11 protein-coding genes and 5 pseudogenes are annotated in these 15,179 nt (G+C 74.7%); 11 read left to right on the forward strand and 5 right to left on the reverse strand.

Annotated features, from left to right (window positions below; translation table 11 throughout):
* From ACFW6P_RS14545 to ACFW6P_RS14560, 4 genes and pseudogenes are all read left to right on the forward strand, one after another.
* Positions 1–753, forward strand: a pseudogene (locus ACFW6P_RS14545) (NAD-dependent epimerase/dehydratase family protein); the annotation flags it as partial.
* Between the two features lie 142 nt (positions 754–895).
* Positions 896–1,343 (forward strand): annotated as a pseudogene (locus tag ACFW6P_RS14550) (carbamoyltransferase N-terminal domain-containing protein); the annotation flags it as partial.
* 221 nt (positions 1,344–1,564) lie between these two features.
* Positions 1,565–2,546 (forward strand): annotated as a pseudogene (locus ACFW6P_RS14555) (glycosyltransferase).
* Complete coding sequence (locus tag ACFW6P_RS14560; protein WP_386423797.1) at positions 2,543–3,142, forward strand: D-glycero-alpha-D-manno-heptose-1,7-bisphosphate 7-phosphatase; 600 nt, start codon at positions 2,543–2,545, stop codon at positions 3,140–3,142. The pseudogene ACFW6P_RS14555 and the gene ACFW6P_RS14560 overlap by 4 nt, the downstream one beginning before the upstream one ends.
* An 87-nt stretch (positions 3,143–3,229) precedes the next feature.
* Here ACFW6P_RS14560 and ACFW6P_RS14565 read toward each other — a convergent pair whose 3' ends face one another.
* Positions 3,230–3,556, reverse strand: coding sequence for a hypothetical protein (locus tag ACFW6P_RS14565; protein ID WP_386348116.1), 327 nt, complete (start codon positions 3,554–3,556; stop codon positions 3,230–3,232).
* 53 nt (positions 3,557–3,609) lie between these two features.
* On the opposite strand from ACFW6P_RS14565, the pseudogene ACFW6P_RS14570 reads away from it, so the two are divergent.
* The 3 genes and pseudogenes from ACFW6P_RS14570 to ACFW6P_RS14580 form a co-directional block, all read left to right on the forward strand.
* Positions 3,610–4,294 (forward strand): annotated as a pseudogene (locus ACFW6P_RS14570) (adenylyltransferase/cytidyltransferase family protein); the annotation flags it as partial.
* 59 nt (positions 4,295–4,353) lie between these two features.
* Positions 4,354–5,331: a glycosyltransferase family 9 protein gene (locus ACFW6P_RS14575; RefSeq protein ID WP_386348006.1), complete on the forward strand. Its 978-nt coding sequence runs from the start codon at positions 4,354–4,356 to the stop codon at positions 5,329–5,331.
* Between the two features lie 48 nt (positions 5,332–5,379).
* Positions 5,380–6,252 (forward strand): annotated as a pseudogene (locus ACFW6P_RS14580) (glycosyltransferase family 2 protein).
* A 37-nt stretch (positions 6,253–6,289) separates the two neighbouring features.
* On the opposite strand, the gene ACFW6P_RS14585 reads toward ACFW6P_RS14580, so the two are convergent.
* The 3 genes from ACFW6P_RS14585 to ACFW6P_RS14595 form a co-directional block, all read right to left on the reverse strand.
* Complete coding sequence (locus ACFW6P_RS14585) at positions 6,290–6,610, reverse strand: hypothetical protein (RefSeq protein WP_386348008.1); 321 nt, start codon at positions 6,608–6,610, stop codon at positions 6,290–6,292.
* 117 nt (positions 6,611–6,727) lie between these two features.
* Positions 6,728–7,654, reverse strand: a complete 927-nt coding sequence (locus ACFW6P_RS14590; protein ID WP_386423798.1) for a polysaccharide pyruvyl transferase family protein — start codon at positions 7,652–7,654, stop codon at positions 6,728–6,730.
* 136 nt (positions 7,655–7,790) lie between these two features.
* A complete protein-coding gene (locus tag ACFW6P_RS14595) occupies positions 7,791–8,603 on the reverse strand; it encodes a class I SAM-dependent methyltransferase (RefSeq protein WP_386423800.1) in 813 nt (270 codons plus the stop codon).
* Positions 8,604–9,036: 433 nt separating this feature from the next.
* On the opposite strand from ACFW6P_RS14595, the gene ACFW6P_RS14600 reads away from it, so the two are divergent.
* The 4 genes from ACFW6P_RS14600 (at position 9,037) to pntB (ending at position 13,591) form a co-directional block, all read left to right on the forward strand.
* Positions 9,037–9,879: a helix-turn-helix domain-containing protein gene (locus ACFW6P_RS14600; RefSeq protein ID WP_386348017.1), complete on the forward strand. Its 843-nt coding sequence runs from the start codon at positions 9,037–9,039 to the stop codon at positions 9,877–9,879.
* Between the two features lie 63 nt (positions 9,880–9,942).
* Entirely contained in the window at positions 9,943–10,398 is a 456-nt protein-coding gene (locus ACFW6P_RS14605) for a VOC family protein (RefSeq protein WP_386348019.1), read from the forward strand.
* Positions 10,399–10,597: 199 nt separating this feature from the next.
* Positions 10,598–12,151, forward strand: a complete 1,554-nt coding sequence (locus tag ACFW6P_RS14610) for a Re/Si-specific NAD(P)(+) transhydrogenase subunit alpha (RefSeq protein WP_386348022.1) — start codon at positions 10,598–10,600, stop codon at positions 12,149–12,151.
* A 6-nt stretch (positions 12,152–12,157) separates the two neighbouring features.
* Positions 12,158–13,591, forward strand: a complete 1,434-nt coding sequence (gene pntB / locus ACFW6P_RS14615; RefSeq protein WP_386348024.1) for a Re/Si-specific NAD(P)(+) transhydrogenase subunit beta — start codon at positions 12,158–12,160, stop codon at positions 13,589–13,591.
* A gap of 102 nt (positions 13,592–13,693) precedes the next feature.
* Here pntB and argG read toward each other — a convergent pair whose 3' ends face one another.
* Entirely contained in the window at positions 13,694–15,148 is a 1,455-nt protein-coding gene (gene argG, locus ACFW6P_RS14620) for an argininosuccinate synthase (protein ID WP_386423802.1), read from the reverse strand.
* Between the last annotated feature and the right edge of the window lie 31 nt (positions 15,149–15,179).

Here is a 15,179-nt window from a genome sequence, read left to right on the forward strand (position 1 = left end):
CGCGCCCGCGCCGACGGCGCCCGGCTCGTCCTGCACTTCGCGTGTCCCGCCTCGCCCTGGACCGCGCCCGCGCCGACGGCGCCCGGCTCGTCCTGCACTTCGCGTGTCCCGCCTCGCCCTGGACCGCGCCCGCGCCGACGGCGCCCGGCTCGTCCTGGCGTCCACCTCCGAGGTCTACGGTGACCCGCTGGAGCACCCGCAGCACGAGGGCTACCGGGCAACGTGAACCCGGTCGGCCCGGCAGCGTCTACGACGAGTCCAAGCGCGTCGCGGAGGCCCTGGTCACCGCCCACCGCGGCGTGCACGGCACCGACGCCGCCATCGTCCGCATCTTCGACTCCTACGGTCCCCGCATGCGCCCCGGTGACGGCCGGGCCGTGCCCACCTTCATCGCCCAGGCCCTGGACGGCATGCCCCTGACCGTCGCCGGCGACGGAGGCCAGACCCGTTCGCTCTGCTACGTCGACGACACCGTGGACGGTGTGCTCGCCCTGGCCGCCTCCGCCGAGACCGGGCCCGTGAACATCGGCGGCGGCGACGAGATCACCGTGCTGGAACTGGTCCGCCGGATCGTCGGCCTGACCGGCTCCGGCTCCCGCATCCGGTTCGTGGACCGGCCCGTCGACGACCCCGCCCGGCGCCGCCCCGACACCCGCCTCGCCCGGGAACGGCTCGGCTGGCGTCCCCGGGTCGGCTGTGGGCGAAGGACTTGAACGCACGATCGGCTGGTTCTCACGCCCGGCCGCGGCCTGATCCGGCCGCTCGGCCCTGGGTATCACCCACGGTGACGAATCGGCACCAAAGCTCACAGTCGACATCATTGTTTGAGACAGCCGTCACGCGGCACTCGATCACACCGTAGTCCCCACCCCCCACGGGACGGAGCAGCACTCCGATGCGCATTCTCGGGATCAACGCCTTGTTCCACGACCCGGCCGCTGCTCTGGTGGTCGACGGCCGGACGGTGGCGGCAGCCGAGGAGGAGCGCTTCAGCCGACGCAAACACGGCAAGCGGCCGCTGCCGTTCTCCGCGTGGGAGCTGTCCGCCCGCTGGTGCTTTCAGCAGGCCGGTCTGCGGCCGCAGGACCTGGACGCCGTCACCTACTCCTTCGACCCGTCACTGGCCCGGCCCGCCCGCGAGATGGGGCTGGACGACCCCTGGGACCCGCTGCGCCTGGAGTACGCGCGCCGCGCCCCCGAGTTCCTCGCCGAGGCCCTGACCGGCCTCGACCCCGCCCGCGTCGTCTTCGTCCCCCACCACGTCGCCCACGCCGCCTCCGCCGGACCCGCCTCCCCCCACCCCGGCAGCGCCGTCCTGGTCCTCGACGATCGCGGACCGTCGAGGAGCGGCGCGAACCGCTCGTGGCACGGGTACCGCGCGCCTTCGAGCGGCCCACCGGACTGCCCGTCGTCGTCGACACCAGCCTCAACACCGCCGGGCGGCCCGTGGCCGACGACCCCGTGACGCCCTGGAGTGCTTCGGGTCCGCGCCCGTCGACCTGCTGGCCCTCGGGCCGTTCGCGGTCCGCATCGAGCGGGCGTTCGCCGCGGGAAGGACGGCCGCATGACCCCGTACGCCGTCGTGATCCCCACCCTCGTCCGGGGCACTCTCGCCGACTGCCTCGCGGCACTCGCCGCCGCGACCGGGCCGCGCCCGAGCAGATCGTCCTCGTCGACGACCGGCCCGGAGGGAATCCAGGGAGGCTGGAGCACCCGCTGAGCGTCCTCGTTCACCTGCGGGAGCGCACCACGGTGCCGGACGGCGGCGGCCGCGGGCCCGCCGCCGCCCGCAACACCGGCCTGCGGACGGTGAACGCGCCGTGGACCGTCTTCCTCGACGACGTCCAGGTCGGGGCCCACTGGTGCGCCCAGCTGGCCGAGGACCTGGCCGACGCGGCCCCCGACGTCGCGGGCGTCCAGGGCGTCCAGGGCGTCATCACCGTCCCCCTGCCCGGCGGGCGCCGCCTCACCGACTGGGAGCGCGGCACCGCCGGACTCGCCGGCGCGCCCACTGGATCACCGCCGACATGGCCTACCGCACCGAGGCCCTCAAGGAGGTCGGCGGCTTCGACGAGCGCTTCGAGCGGGCCTTCCGCAAGGACGCCGACCTCGCGCTGCGCGTCCCCGACGCGGGCTGGCGCATCCGGCAGGGCCACCGCGGCACCCGCCACCCCGTGCGCCCCGCCTCCCGCTGGTCGTCCGTGCGCCAGCAGCGCGGCAACGCCGACGACGCCTGGTGGGACAAGGCGGTCGCCCCGCGCGGCCGGATCCGCCGCACGCGGCGATCACCACCGCGGGGACTCGCCGTCTGCGCCCTCGCCGCCGCCGGACGACTCCGGGCCGCCGCGGCCTGCGCGCTCGGCTGGGCCGCCGGCACCGCCGAGTTCGCCCGCGCCCGCATCACCCCCGGCCCGCGCACCCGCCAGGAGGTGACGACCATGCTCGCCACCAGCGTGGTCCTCCCGCCCGCCGCGCCCTGGCACCGGCTCTCCGGAGTCTGGCGCCGCCGCCACGCCCCCGCCTGGGAGGAGGAGAGGACCCGGTGAGCCCCGTGAAGGCCGTGCTGTTCGACCGCGACGGCACACTCGTCGAGGACGTCCCCTACAACGGCGACCCCCACCGCGTACGCCCCGTCCAGGGCGCCCGCGAGGCCCTCGCCCTGCTGCGCGCCCGCGGCGTCCGCACCGGCGTCGTCACCAACCAGTCCGGCGTCGCCCGCGGTCTGATCACCGAGGCCGACGTCCACCGCGTCCATCACCGCCTCGACGAACTCCTCGGCCCCTTCGACGTGTTCGCCGTCTGCCCGCACGGCCCCGGCGACGGCTGCCGGTGCCGCAAGCCCGAGCCCGGCATGGTGCTGTGGGCGGCCGGGCGGCTGTGCACGGACCCCGGCGACCTCGTCGTCATCGGCGACATCGGCGCCGACGTGGAGGCCGCCCGCCGGGCCGGCGCCCACGGCATCCTCGTCCCCACCGCCGTGACACGCGGCGAGGAGGTGGCCGCCGCCGACCATGTCGCCCCGGACCTGCTGACCGCCGTCCGCGCCGTACTGGACGGGGTGCCGCGAGGCCGGGTCCTCGCCGACGAACGCCCCATCCGGGACGCCTTCACCGGCGGCCCGCCGCAGGGGGTGACCTCATGAAGGCCCTGGTCACACGCCTCGACAGCTTCGGCGACGTCCTGCCGGCCGGGCCCGCGATCCGGGCGGTCGCCGCCCGCGCCGACACCCTCACCCTGCTGTGCGGGCCACGCGGCGCCCCCCGCCGCCCGGCTGCTGCCCGGCGTCGACGACATCCTCGTGTGGGACGCGCCCTGGGTGGGCTTCGAACCCCCGCCCGTCGGCCGCGGCGAGGTCGGGCAGCTCATCGACACGATCGACGCCGACACCGCGCTGATCCTCACCTCCTTCCACCCGTCCCCGCTGCCCGCCGCCCTGCTGCTGCGCCTGGCCGGCGTCGGCTTCGTCGCCGCCGACAGCGAGGACTACCCCGGCTCCCTCGTCGACGTACGCCACCACCACGCCCCCCACGCCCACGAGGTCGAGGCCGGCCTCCACCTCGCCGAGGCCGCCGGCTTCCCGCCCGTCGACGACGGCCGCCCGAAAGTGCTCTGTCCTACGGTGAGCACCCGCTGCTCGTCCCCGTGCCCGCCGGCCACCCCGGCGACAGCTGCGGCGCAGGGGACCGGTTCGCCGCGGCGGCCACCGGGCTGCTCGCCGACGGTGGCCTGGTCGCGGAGGCGGTCGAGGGTGCCGTGGCGGCGGCCACCGCCTTCGTCGCGGCGGGCGGTGCCTCGGCCGTGCCGGACGCGGACGCCGAACCGGTGCCCGGCCCGGACGGTGACGGCCCGTACGCCCTGGCCGCCCGGGTCCGGGCCGCGCACGGCACCGTCGTCGCGGCCGGCGGCTGCTTCGACCTGCTGCACGCCGGTCACGTCGGCCTCCTGCGGGCCGCTCGGCGGCTCGGCGACTGCCTCGTGGTGTGCGTCAACTCGGACGCGTCGGTCGCACGCCGCAAGGGCGACGGCCGCCCGGTCAACCCGCTGGCCGACCACGTCCGCGTCCTGGACGCCCTGGCCTGCGTCGACGCCGTCGCCGTCTTCGACGAGGACACCCCCGAACGGCTCCTGGCCGGCCTGCGCCCCGACGTGTGGGTCAAGGGCGGCGACTACGCCGCGGCCGACCTCCCGGAAGCCCCCCTCCTCCAGCGCCGGGCGGCCAGTCGATCCTCCTGCCCTACCTCGACGCCGCTCCTCGACGGCCCTCATGGAACGGGCGGCGCAAGGAGCCCGATGACCCACCCGTCGAGCCGGTCCACGGCGGCGAACCCGGAGCACACACGGCAGGCTGCGGTCATGAGCCCAGACGCACACCCCGGCCCTGCCCGTCCCCGCCTCCTCGTCCTGCGGGCCCTCGGGCTCGGGGACCTGCTCGCCGGGGTGCCCGCGCTGCGCGCGCTGCGGCGGGCCCACCCGGGGCACGAGATCGTGCTGGCCGCCCCCGCCGGGCTGGAGCCGGTCGTGGCGATGACGGGGGCCGTGGACCGGCTGCTGCCCGCCGCCGCGCCGGGGCGTGCGGTGCCGCGGTCGCTCCACTGGACGGGACCGCCCCCGGACGTCGCCGTCGACCTGCACGGCAACGGACCGCCCAGCCACCGGCTGCTCATGGCGCTGCGCCCGCTCGAACTGCTCGCCTTCGCCCATCCGGAGACACCGGAGGTCGACGGCCCGCCCTGGTACGCGGAGGAACACGAGCGCGACCGCTGGTGTCGGCTGCTCCAGGCGTACGGCATCGACGCCGACCCGCTCGACCTGCGCCTGCCCCGCCCGCACACGGCCTCACCGGCGCACGGCGCGGCCGTGCTGCACCCCGGCGCGGGGTCACCGGCTCGCTGCTGGCCCGTCGAGCGCTACGCGGCGGTGGCGGCCGGGCTGCGCGCCAGGGGCCTGCGGGTCGTCGTCACCGGCGGCGCGGACGAGAGCGACCTCGTCGCCCGGCTCGCCAAGCGGGCCGAACTGGACGACGACGACGTCTTCGGCGGCGGCCTGCCCTTCGGCCGGCTGGCCGCCCTCGTCGCTGACGCGCACGTCGTGATCAGCGGCGACACCGGCATCGCCCACCTCGCCGTCGCGTACGCCACCCGCTCCGTCACCCTGTTCGGACCGGTCCCGCCGAGCCGCTGGGGCCCACCGGACAGCCCCGGCCACCGGGCGCTGTGGTACGGCCCGGAGGGCGACCCGCACGGCCGCCGCACCGACCCCGCGCTGCTGCGCATCACACCCGGCGACGTCCTGGACGCCGTCGACGCCCTGCCCGGTGTCCGACACCCGTGAGGAGGCCCGCCCGATGAACGTCCCCCACCCGGACCCGAGCCCCCTGGCATCGTGATCGCCACCCGGAACCGCTCCGCCACCCTCACGGAGACCCTGCGCCACCTCCTCACCCTTCCGGAGCGGCCCGAGATCCTCGTCGTGGACAACGCCTCCACCGACGACGCCCGCCACCGGCCCGCGCGCGAGTTCCCGCGGGTCACCGTGCTGGCGCTGCCGCACAACCACGGCGCCCTCGCCCGCACCTTCGGCCTGCGCGCCCTGAGCACCCCGTACGTGGCGTTCAGCGACGACGACTCCTGGTGGGCGCCCGGCTCGCTCACCGGCGCCGCCGACCTCCTCGACCGGCACCCGGCGCTCGGCTCGGTCACGGCCCGGATCGTCGTCGAACCGGACGGCACCGAGGACCCCATCGTCGAGGAGCTGCGCACCTCGCCCGTCCCGGGGCCGGACTGGCTGCCCGGGCCGGCCCTCGGGTCGTTCCTGGCCGCCGCGACCGTGCTGCGCACCGGTGCCTTCCGCGCCGCGGGCGGCTTCCACCCGCGGCTGTGACTGGGTGGTGAGGAGGAGCTGCTCGCCGCGGACCTCGCGGCCGACGGCTGGTGGCTGACGTACGCCGACCACCTCGCGGTGCACCACCACCCGTCCGTGGCCCGGGACGCCACCCTGCGCCGCAGCCACGGCATCCGCAACACCCTGTGGTTCACCTGGCTGCGCCGCCCGGCCGGGCCGGCCCTGCGCCGGACGGTGAACCTGGCCCGCACGGTCCCGCGCGACACCGCGTCGCTGCGCGCGTTCGCGGACGCGGCGGCCCTGCCGTGGGTACTGCGCGAACGCCGTGTCCTGCCCCACGAGGTCGAGGCCAGGCTGCGCCTGCTGGAACCGGCCCAACGGGCCTCCAAAGCCCGCCGCTGCACAGGCTGAGGCCGGACCGGCGCCCGGGTGCGCGGCGGGTCGCCGCTCACCTCCCGTACCACCGGGACAGCAGCCGGAACCCGGCGAACAGCGTCAGCGGCCACAGGAAGGCGAACGCCCAGATCAGACCCGGCGCCGAGGTGACGGCGCCCGCCACGACGAGACCGGCCGACACCGCGAGCAGGACCGCCACGGTCCCCACCCGGGGACGGTAGGAGGCCAGGCGGGCCAGCACCTGGGCGGGATCGGGGCGCCGGCTCAGCCGCAGCGTGCGCAGCCGGCGGTCCAGGCGGCGGTCGCGGCGCAGGGCGCGTTCCATCTCGTCGAGGATGCGCTGCTCGTGATCGGGGAGTCGGCCGATGGGCACGCGGTTCTCCTTCAGGGCGGCCGACCGTCTCTCCGCCCGGACGGACGGCACCGGGGGGACGTGCGGCGGGACGGGAAGCGGGGACTGGCAGAGCGGGTGCCCCGCGCCGTCCCCGGGCTAACCGCGGACGGGCCGTGCCAGTGCCTCGACGAGCCGGTCCGCGCTGTCCGGCACGGCTCCCTCGCGGAAGCCGTCGCGGATCTGCCGCGCGGTCACCCGGCCGCCGGTCAGGCACCAGTCCCACCAGCGGTCCAGCTGCCGCACGTCCAGCCGCTCGGCCGGCACCAGCGCGGGCCAGCCGCAGGCCCGGGCCTGCGCGCTCAGTCTGGCGCCGCCGCGGACGGGGTCGACGGCCAGCACCGGGGTGCCGACCCGCAGCGCGATCACCAGCCCGTGCAGCCGGTCGGTCACCACGAGGTCCAGGCGGGCCAGCACGGACTGCAGTTGCGCGGGCGTGGCACTCAGATGCCAGTCGTGGGTGTCGAGCCGCGTCTCCAGCTCCAGCCGGGCGCAGTCCTTTCCGGCGAGCCAGCGCGTCACCTCCTCGGCGACCTGCCCGTGCCTGCGCAGCTGCCCGTACTCCTCCTGGCCGTCGGTGAGGATCACGCCGACGACCGGCCGGGCGGGCACCTCCGGGGCGCGGGCCGCCAGGTCCTCCACCGGCTCGCTGTCGGGTCCGTCCCGGGGCAGCACCCGGTGGAAGCCGGTGACGGCGGCGCCGGCGGGGTCGATCACCGAGGTGCCGACGGCGATCCGCACACAGTGCGCGAACCGCCGGTGCAGCCCCTCGACCTGCGGCCCGTGCAGCGGGCCGCACACGAACACCAGGTGGGTGTAGTCCTCGGGCCACAGCCGGTCCAGGTGCAGGGCGTCCGGACGGAAGCCGGGACTCCATGCGACGTCGTAGGGGATGCCCGTCCCCCGCAGCACGTCCTCCACCCGGCGCAGGGCGAGCACGTCCCCCGCGCTCGCCTCCCCGTCCGGGAAGCTGAACCACCCGGTGAGCAGTACCTTGCGCGGTCGTTCGCCTTCTTGGATGCGCACACGCCCTGAGTGCCCTCCCCACAGGGGGAGCAATCAGGGCATCACGGGTATCGGCCGAGCGGTCACGGGGCGTGATCCACGGCGCCGCCGGGCCGGTGGGCCGCCGTGGATCACGGCCCGTTCGACGGCCCGGCCGTCAGACCGCGAAGCGGGCGCTGCCGGTCACGACGCGTACGTCGAGGTCGGTGACCGCGTCCTCGGTGAGCCGGGCGGTGAACTCGCGCCGCACCCGCTCGACGGCCTCCGGCGACAGCCCTTCGAGCATCCGCCGCGTCCCGCTGCCGACGGCTAGGACCCAGGCCGTCGCGGGCGTCAGCGGCGCCTCGAACCGCCGCCGGGTGACCTGCGGCGCGCTCCCGCCGAGCTCGGTCAGCCAGGCCGCGAGGGTGCCGGTGGTGTCGATCCGGGCCAGCTGGTCGCTCTGCGGCGGGCGAGGCAGATCGCGCTCCGTCAGGACCGCGCCGCGCAGCGCCGACTGCCAGCCGCTCAGCGCGCCCTTCTCCCAGACCGTGACGACGAACCGGCCCCCGGGGCGCAGCTTGCGCGTCAGCGCGGCGGCGTCCCGGTCCATGTCCGGGAAGAAGAACACGCCGAGCGCGCACTGCACGACGTCGTAGCCGGCCGCCGGCGCGGGCCAGGAGGTGACGTCGTGGGCGTGGAAGCGGACGTTGTCCAGCCCTTCCTCCCGCGCCCGGCGTTTCCCGATCGCGAGCAACCCCTCGGCGAGATCCACGGCGTCCACGAGGCCCGCCGTTCCGACCGCCCGCCCGGCGGGCAGGGCCGACGCCCCGGCTCCGCAACAGGCGTCCAGCACCGACTCGCCGCCGGCCAGGGCGGCCGCAGCGGCCGTGACCTCGCCGACCGGGTCCCAGAGCGCGGGCGACCAGCGGTGGAAGTCCTCCGCTCCGGCGCTGAAGACGTCTCCGACAGTGTTCCGTTCCGCGACCATACGCAGATGCCCCCTTGTGTCCGGGCGAGTCTAGGCGTGTTACGTGCCGGGGGCGTGGCGTTTGCGCGCCGGGGTGCCGGTCGGGGTGCTCCCGGGCGGGGTGTCGGCCGTCACGGCCCGTTCGTGTCCTGGACGTATGGCTTCCAGGTATGCGGGTGTCTCCTGTGTGTCCGGGCGAGTCCAGGCGCGGTTCGGCGGGGGGCGTGGCGTTTGCGCGCCGGGGTGCCGGTCGGGGTGCTCCCGGCCGGGGTGTCGGCCGTCACGGCCCGTTCGTGTCCTGGACGTATGGCTTCCAGGTATGCGGGTGTCTTCTGTGTGTCCGGGCGAGTCCAGGCGCGGTTCGGCGGGGGGCGTGGCGTTTGCGCGCCGGGGTGCCGGTCGGGGCGCTCCCGGCCGGGGTCCCGGCCGTCACGGCCCGCCCTACCCTGGACGTATGGCTCCCAGGGCGGAAGAGGTGCCCGTCGCCGTCACGGTCCGGCCGTCGGCGGACGGGCTCGGGCCGCTGGTCGGGGCGCTCGGCTACGTGGAGGGCCGGTTCGCGCACTCCGCCGAGCTGGCGCTGCCGACGGGCGGGGCGCAGCTGCTGGTGAACCTCCACGAGGACATCCTGTCGTCGTCCCCGCCGCACGGCGCGCACCGGCGCAGCGGGGGAGCGGCCGTCCAGGGGCCGTCCAGCGAACCCGCCCTGATCGACCCGGCGCAGCAGCGCGCCGTGGTGTGGGCCGCCTTCCGCCCGGCGGGGGCCTACCCCTTCCTCCCCTCCCCGGTCTCCGCGGTCCGCGACGACCTGGTCGGGCTGGACGAGCTGTGGGGGACCGACGGCGCCGTGCTGCGCGAGCGGCTGCTGGAGGCCAGGGCGTCGGGAGGACCGGAGGCCTGTGTGCGGGAGCTGGAGAAGACCCTGCTGCGGCGGGCGGAGCGTGGTCCGGGGCCCGACCCGGCCGTCCTGCGCGCCGCGGCGCTGCTCGGCCGCGGGACGCCCGTGGCCGAGGCGGCCGACCGGCTCGGCTGGACCCCGCGGCGGCTGGCCCGCGAATGCACCGCGCACCTGGGCCTCGCGCCCAAGCGGTACGCCCGGGTGCGGCGCTTCCAGCGGCTGCTGGGGCGGGTGAACGCCGGGCGGGGAGCGCCGGACTGGGCCGTCCTCGCCGCCGACTGCGGCTACCACGACCAGGCCCACCTCATCCACGAGTTCCGCGCCCTGGCCGGGATCACCCCGACCGCGTACGCGCCGCGTTCGCCGCTCGACCGCAACCACGTGCCGCTCGGCGGGTGACGCGCCCGGCACGGCGGCCGTTTTCTACAATCCGCGGCCGCCGTGGCGCGCGATCGTGAAGGCATGACCCACGCAACCGAACCCCAGGCAGTCACCCGGCTCTACGCCCGGCTCGTGGTCTCCGACGGGCCCCGGGCGATCGACTTCTACCGCACCGCGCTCGGCGCCGAGGAGACCGAGCGGTACACCGGCCCCGAGGGGCGGATCGTGCACGCCCTGCTGCGTCTCGGCGGCACGGTCCTCGCCGTCAAGGACGCCGGCCAGGGCGATCCGGCACCGCCCTCCCTCGGGGGAAGCCCCGTCGTCATGGCGCTGGACGTCGTGGACGCCGACGCCGTGGCCGGGGCCATGCTGCGGGGCGGGGCCACGGTCGTGCACCCCGTCGCCGACCAGCACTACGGACAGCGCGCCGGCCGTCTCGCGGACCCCTTCGGGCACCTGTGGATGATCTCCCAGACGATCGAGGACCTGACACCAGAGGAGGTCCAGCGGCGTACGGACGAGCTGTTCGCCTCCTGACGGGCCGTCGCCTCACAGGCCCCTCCCGTCCCTTATGCCACACTTCGATACTCCTGAACGCGGTTCCTGGCAACCCCTGTGCGGTGTGAGGACTGCCTCTTGAGCCATGTGACCGTGGTCCGCCACCGATACCGCGTCGACCGTGCAGGATGCGGGCACCAAGGAGGACAGGCACACGAACAGACGAGAGAGGCAGACGATGGTCCAAGCGGAACCCGAACCCCAGGGGATCGGCATCCCGGCCGAGTCCGCTGCGGGCGAGACCAGGGTGGCGGCGACGCCCGCCACCGTGGGGAGACTTGTCGCGCTCGGGTACGACGTCGTGGTCGAACCGGGAGCGGGAGCCTCGTCCCGCTTCTCCGACGCGGCCTACGAGGACGCGGGAGCCCGGCTGGGCGACCCGTGGCAGGCGGAGATCGTGCTCAAGGTCAACGGTCCCACCGGCGAGGAGATCGGCCGGCTGCGCGACGGGGCGACCCTGATCGCGCTGATCAGCCCGGCCCTCAACCCCGAGCTGGTCGAGGAGTTGGCCCGGCGGCCGATCACCGTGCTCGCCATGGACGCCGTGCCCCGTATCTCCCGGGCCCAGTCCCTGGACGTGCTCAGCTCCATGGCGAACATCGCCGGCTACCGGGCCGTCGTCGAGGCGGCGCACGCCTTCGGGCGGTTCTTCACCGGCCAGGTGACCGCCGCCGGCAAGGTGCCGCCCGCCAAGGTCCTGGTGGCCGGTGCCGGCGTCGCCGGGCTCGCGGCGATCGGCGCGGCCCGCAGCCTCGGCGCCGTGGTCCGCGCCACCGACCCCCGGCCCGAGGTCGCCGAGCAGGTGCGGTCCCTCGGCGGCGAGTTCCTCACGGTCTCCGCCGAGCAGGAGGTGAGCACCGACGGCTACGCCAGGGCCACCTCGGAGGACTACGACCGGCTCGCCGCGCAGCTGTACGCCGAGCAGGCCGCCGACGTCGACATCATCGTCACCACCGCGCTCATCCCGGGCCGCCCGGCGCCCCGGCTCATCACCGCCGAGGACGTCGCGCGGATGAAGCCGGGCAGCGTCATCGTCGACATGGCGGCGGCCCAGGGCGGCAACGTGGAGGGCACGGTCGCCGGGAAGGCCGTCGTCACCGCCAACGACGTGACGATCATCGGCTACACCGACCTGCCCGGCCGCCTCCCGGCCCAGGCCTCGCAGCTGTACGGCACCAACGTCGTCAACCTGATGAAGCTGCTCACGCCCGGCAAGGACGGCCGGCTCGTCCTCGACTTCGACGACGTGGTGCAGCGCTCGATGACCGTGGTCCGCGACGGCGAGAAGACCTGGCCGCCGCCCCCGGTCCAGGTGTCCGCCGCGCCCGCCCCCGCCGCGAAGGAACCGGCCCCGCCCGCCGCCCCGGCACCGGCCAAGCCCGCCCGCCCCGCCTGGTCCTCCTACGCCCTCGTCGCGGCCGGGGCGCTCGCGCTGTTCCTGGTGACCGCCTTCTCGCCGAGCGAACTGCTCGGCCACTTCACGGTGTTCGTGCTGGCCATCGTCATCGGCTTCTACGTCATCGGCAACGTGCACCACGCGCTGCACACCCCGCTGATGTCCGTCACCAACGCCATCTCCGGGATCGTCGTGGTCGGCGCGCTGCTGCAGATCGGACACGGGAACACCGCCGTGACCGCGCTGTCGTTCGCCGCGATCCTGCTGGCGAGCATCAACATCTTCGGCGGATTCGCCGTCACCCGCCGCATGCTCGGCATGTTCTCGAAGGGCTGATCAGGGATGACCACAGTCACGGCCACACAGGCCGCCTACGTCGTCGCGGCGCTGCTGTTCATCCTCAGCCTCGCCGGTCTCTCCCAGCACCGCACCTCCCGCTCGGGTGTCGTCTGGGGCATCGCGGGCATGGTCGTCGCGCTGGCCGCCACGGTCGGTCTCGCCTCCCGCAGCATCACCGCCACCTCCCTGGTGCTGATCGCCGTCGCCACGGCCGCCGGCGCGGGCATCGGGCTCTGGCGGGCCCGGGTCGTCGAGATGACCGGCATGCCCGAGCTGATCGCCATCATGCACAGCCTGGTCGGCCTGGCCGCCGCGTTCGTCGGCTGGAACGGTTACCTGGAGGTCGACGACGAGCTGAGCGGGTCGCTGCTCGGCATCCACCACGCCGAGGTGTTCATCGGGGTGTTCATCGGCGCGGTCACCTTCACCGGTTCCGTCGTGGCCTACCTGAAGCTGTCGGCGCGCATCGACTCCCGTCCGCTGACGCTGCCCGGCAAGCACGTCCTCAACATCGGCGCCCTCGTCGCCTTCGTCGGCCTCACCATCGCGTTCGTGGCGAAGCCCGGCCTGGGACTGCTCATCGCGGTCACCGTGATCGCCCTCGCCCTCGGCGCGCACCTGGTCGCCTCCATCGGCGGCGGCGACATGCCGGTGGTCGTCTCCATGCTCAACAGCTACTCGGGCTGGGCCGCGGCGGCCTCGGGCTTCCTGCTCGCCAACAACCTGCTCATCGTCACCGGCGCGCTGGTCGGCTCCTCCGGTGCCTACCTGTCGTACATCATGTGCAAGGCGATGAACCGCTCGTTCCTCTCGGTCATCGCGGGCGGCTTCGGCACCCCGGCGGCGGCCGCCGAGGACGGGGAGCAGGGCGAGCACCGGGAGATCAGCGCCGAGGAGACCGCGGAGCTCCTGGGCGACGCCTCCTCGGTGATCATCACGCCGGGCTACGGCATGGCCGTCGCCCAGGCCCAGTACCCGGTCGCCGAACTCGCCCGCAAGCTGCGCGAGCGGGGCGTGGAGGTCCGGTTCGGCATCCACCCCGTGGCCGGCAGGCTGCCCGGGCACATGAACGTGCTGCTCGCCGAGGCGAACGTGCCGTACGACATCGTCCTGGAGATGGACGAGATCAACGACGACTTCGCCGCCACCTCGGTCGTCCTGGTCATCGGCGCCAACGACACGGTCAACCCGGCCGCCACCGACAACCCGTCCAGCCCCATCGCGGGCATGCCGGTGCTGCACGTGTGGGAGGCGGCGAACGTGGTCGTCTTCAAGCGGTCCATGGCCGCCGGCTACGCGGGCGTGCAGAACCCGCTGTTCTTCCGTGAGAACACCCAGATGCTGTTCGGCGACGCCAAGCAGCGCGTCGAGGACATCCTGCGCGGCCTGGACGCCCTGGACGCCCCGGTCCCGGAGATGGCGGGGTCGTCCCGCTGAACGGCCCCGCCCGCCGGGGAGGAACCGGCGGGCGGCAACGCGAAGGGCCGGCTCACCACGTCAGGGGGGTGAGCCGGCCCTTCGCGTGCGGTGCCGGGCGGGTCAGTCCGTGCCGGACTCCATCGCCGCGCGGTCCAGCCACGCGTCCTCCTCGGAGACCTCACCGCGGGAGGCGATCGCCTCGGCGCCGCCCTGCGGCAGCTCCGGCATGGTGCCGATGAGGCCCGTCGCGGCGGCCTGGGCGGCGCCGATGGTGGGACTGCCGCTGCCGATCAGGCCGATGCCGGCGTACTGCTCCAGCTTGGCGCGCGAGTCGGCGATGTCCAGGTTGCGCATGGTGAGCTGGCCGATCCGGTCGACCGGGCCGAACGCCGAGTCCTCGGTGCGCTCCATGGACAGCTTGTCCGGGTGGTAGCTGAAGGCCGGGCCGGCCGTGTCGAGGATCGAGTAGTCCTCGCCGCGCCGCAGCCGCAGCGTCACCTCGCCGGTGACGGCCGCGCCGACCCAGCGCTGCAGCGACTCGCGGATCATCAGCGCCTGCGGGTCCAGCCAGCGGCCCTCGTACATCAGCCGGCCCAGGCGCCGTCCCTCGGTGTGGTACTGGGCGACGGTGTCCTCGTTGTGGATCGCGTTGACCAGCCGCTCGTAGGCGGCGTGCAGCAGGGCCATGCCCGGGGCCTCGTAGATGCCGCGGCTCTTGGCCTCGATGATCCGGTTCTCGATCTGGTCCGACATGCCCAGGCCGTGCCGGCCGCCGACGGCGTTGGCCTCCATGACCAGGTCGACGGCGGAGGCGAACTCCTTGCCGTTGATCGACACGGGGCGGCCCTCGGCGAAGCGGATCGTCACGTCCTCGGTGGCGATCTCGGCCTCGGGGTCCCAGAACTTCACACCCATGATGGGCTCGACCGTCTCGATGCCGGTGTCCAGGTGCTCCAGGGTCTTGGCCTCGTGGGTGGCGCCCCAGATGTTGGCGTCGGTGGAGTACGCCTTCTCCGCGCTGTCCCGGTAGGGCAGCCCGTGGGCGAGAAGCCACTCCGACATCTCCTTGCGGCCGCCGAGCTCGGTCACGAACGCCGCGTCCAGCCAGGGCTTGTAGATCCTCAGGTGCGGGTTGGCGAGCAGGCCGTAGCGGTAGAACCGCTCGATGTCGTTGCCCTTGAAGGTCGAGCCGTCGCCCCAGATCTGGACGTCGTCCTCCAGCATCGCCCGCACCAGCAGCGTGCCGGTGACGGCCCGGCCCAGCGGCGTGGTGTTGAAGTACGCCCGCCCGCCCGAGCGGATGTGGAACGCGCCGCAGGTCAGCGCGGCAAGGCCCTCCTCGACCAGCGCCGCACGGCAGTCGACCAGGCGCGCGATCTCGGCACCGTAGGTCTTGGCACGGCCGGGCACCGAGGCGATGTCGGGCTCGTCGTACTGGCCGATGTCGGCGGTGTAGGTGCACGGGACGGCGCCCTTGTCGCGCATCCACGCGACCGCGACGGAGGTGTCGAGACCGCCCGAGAAGGCGATGCCGACGCGCTCGCCGGCGGGCAGGGAGGTGAGGACCTTGGACATAGAAAGAGTATGTCTCACTTTGCATAGTCAT

The organism is Streptomyces sp. NPDC058741 (genome assembly GCF_042746715.1).
Classification (GTDB): domain Bacteria; phylum Actinomycetota; class Actinomycetes; order Streptomycetales; family Streptomycetaceae; genus Streptomyces.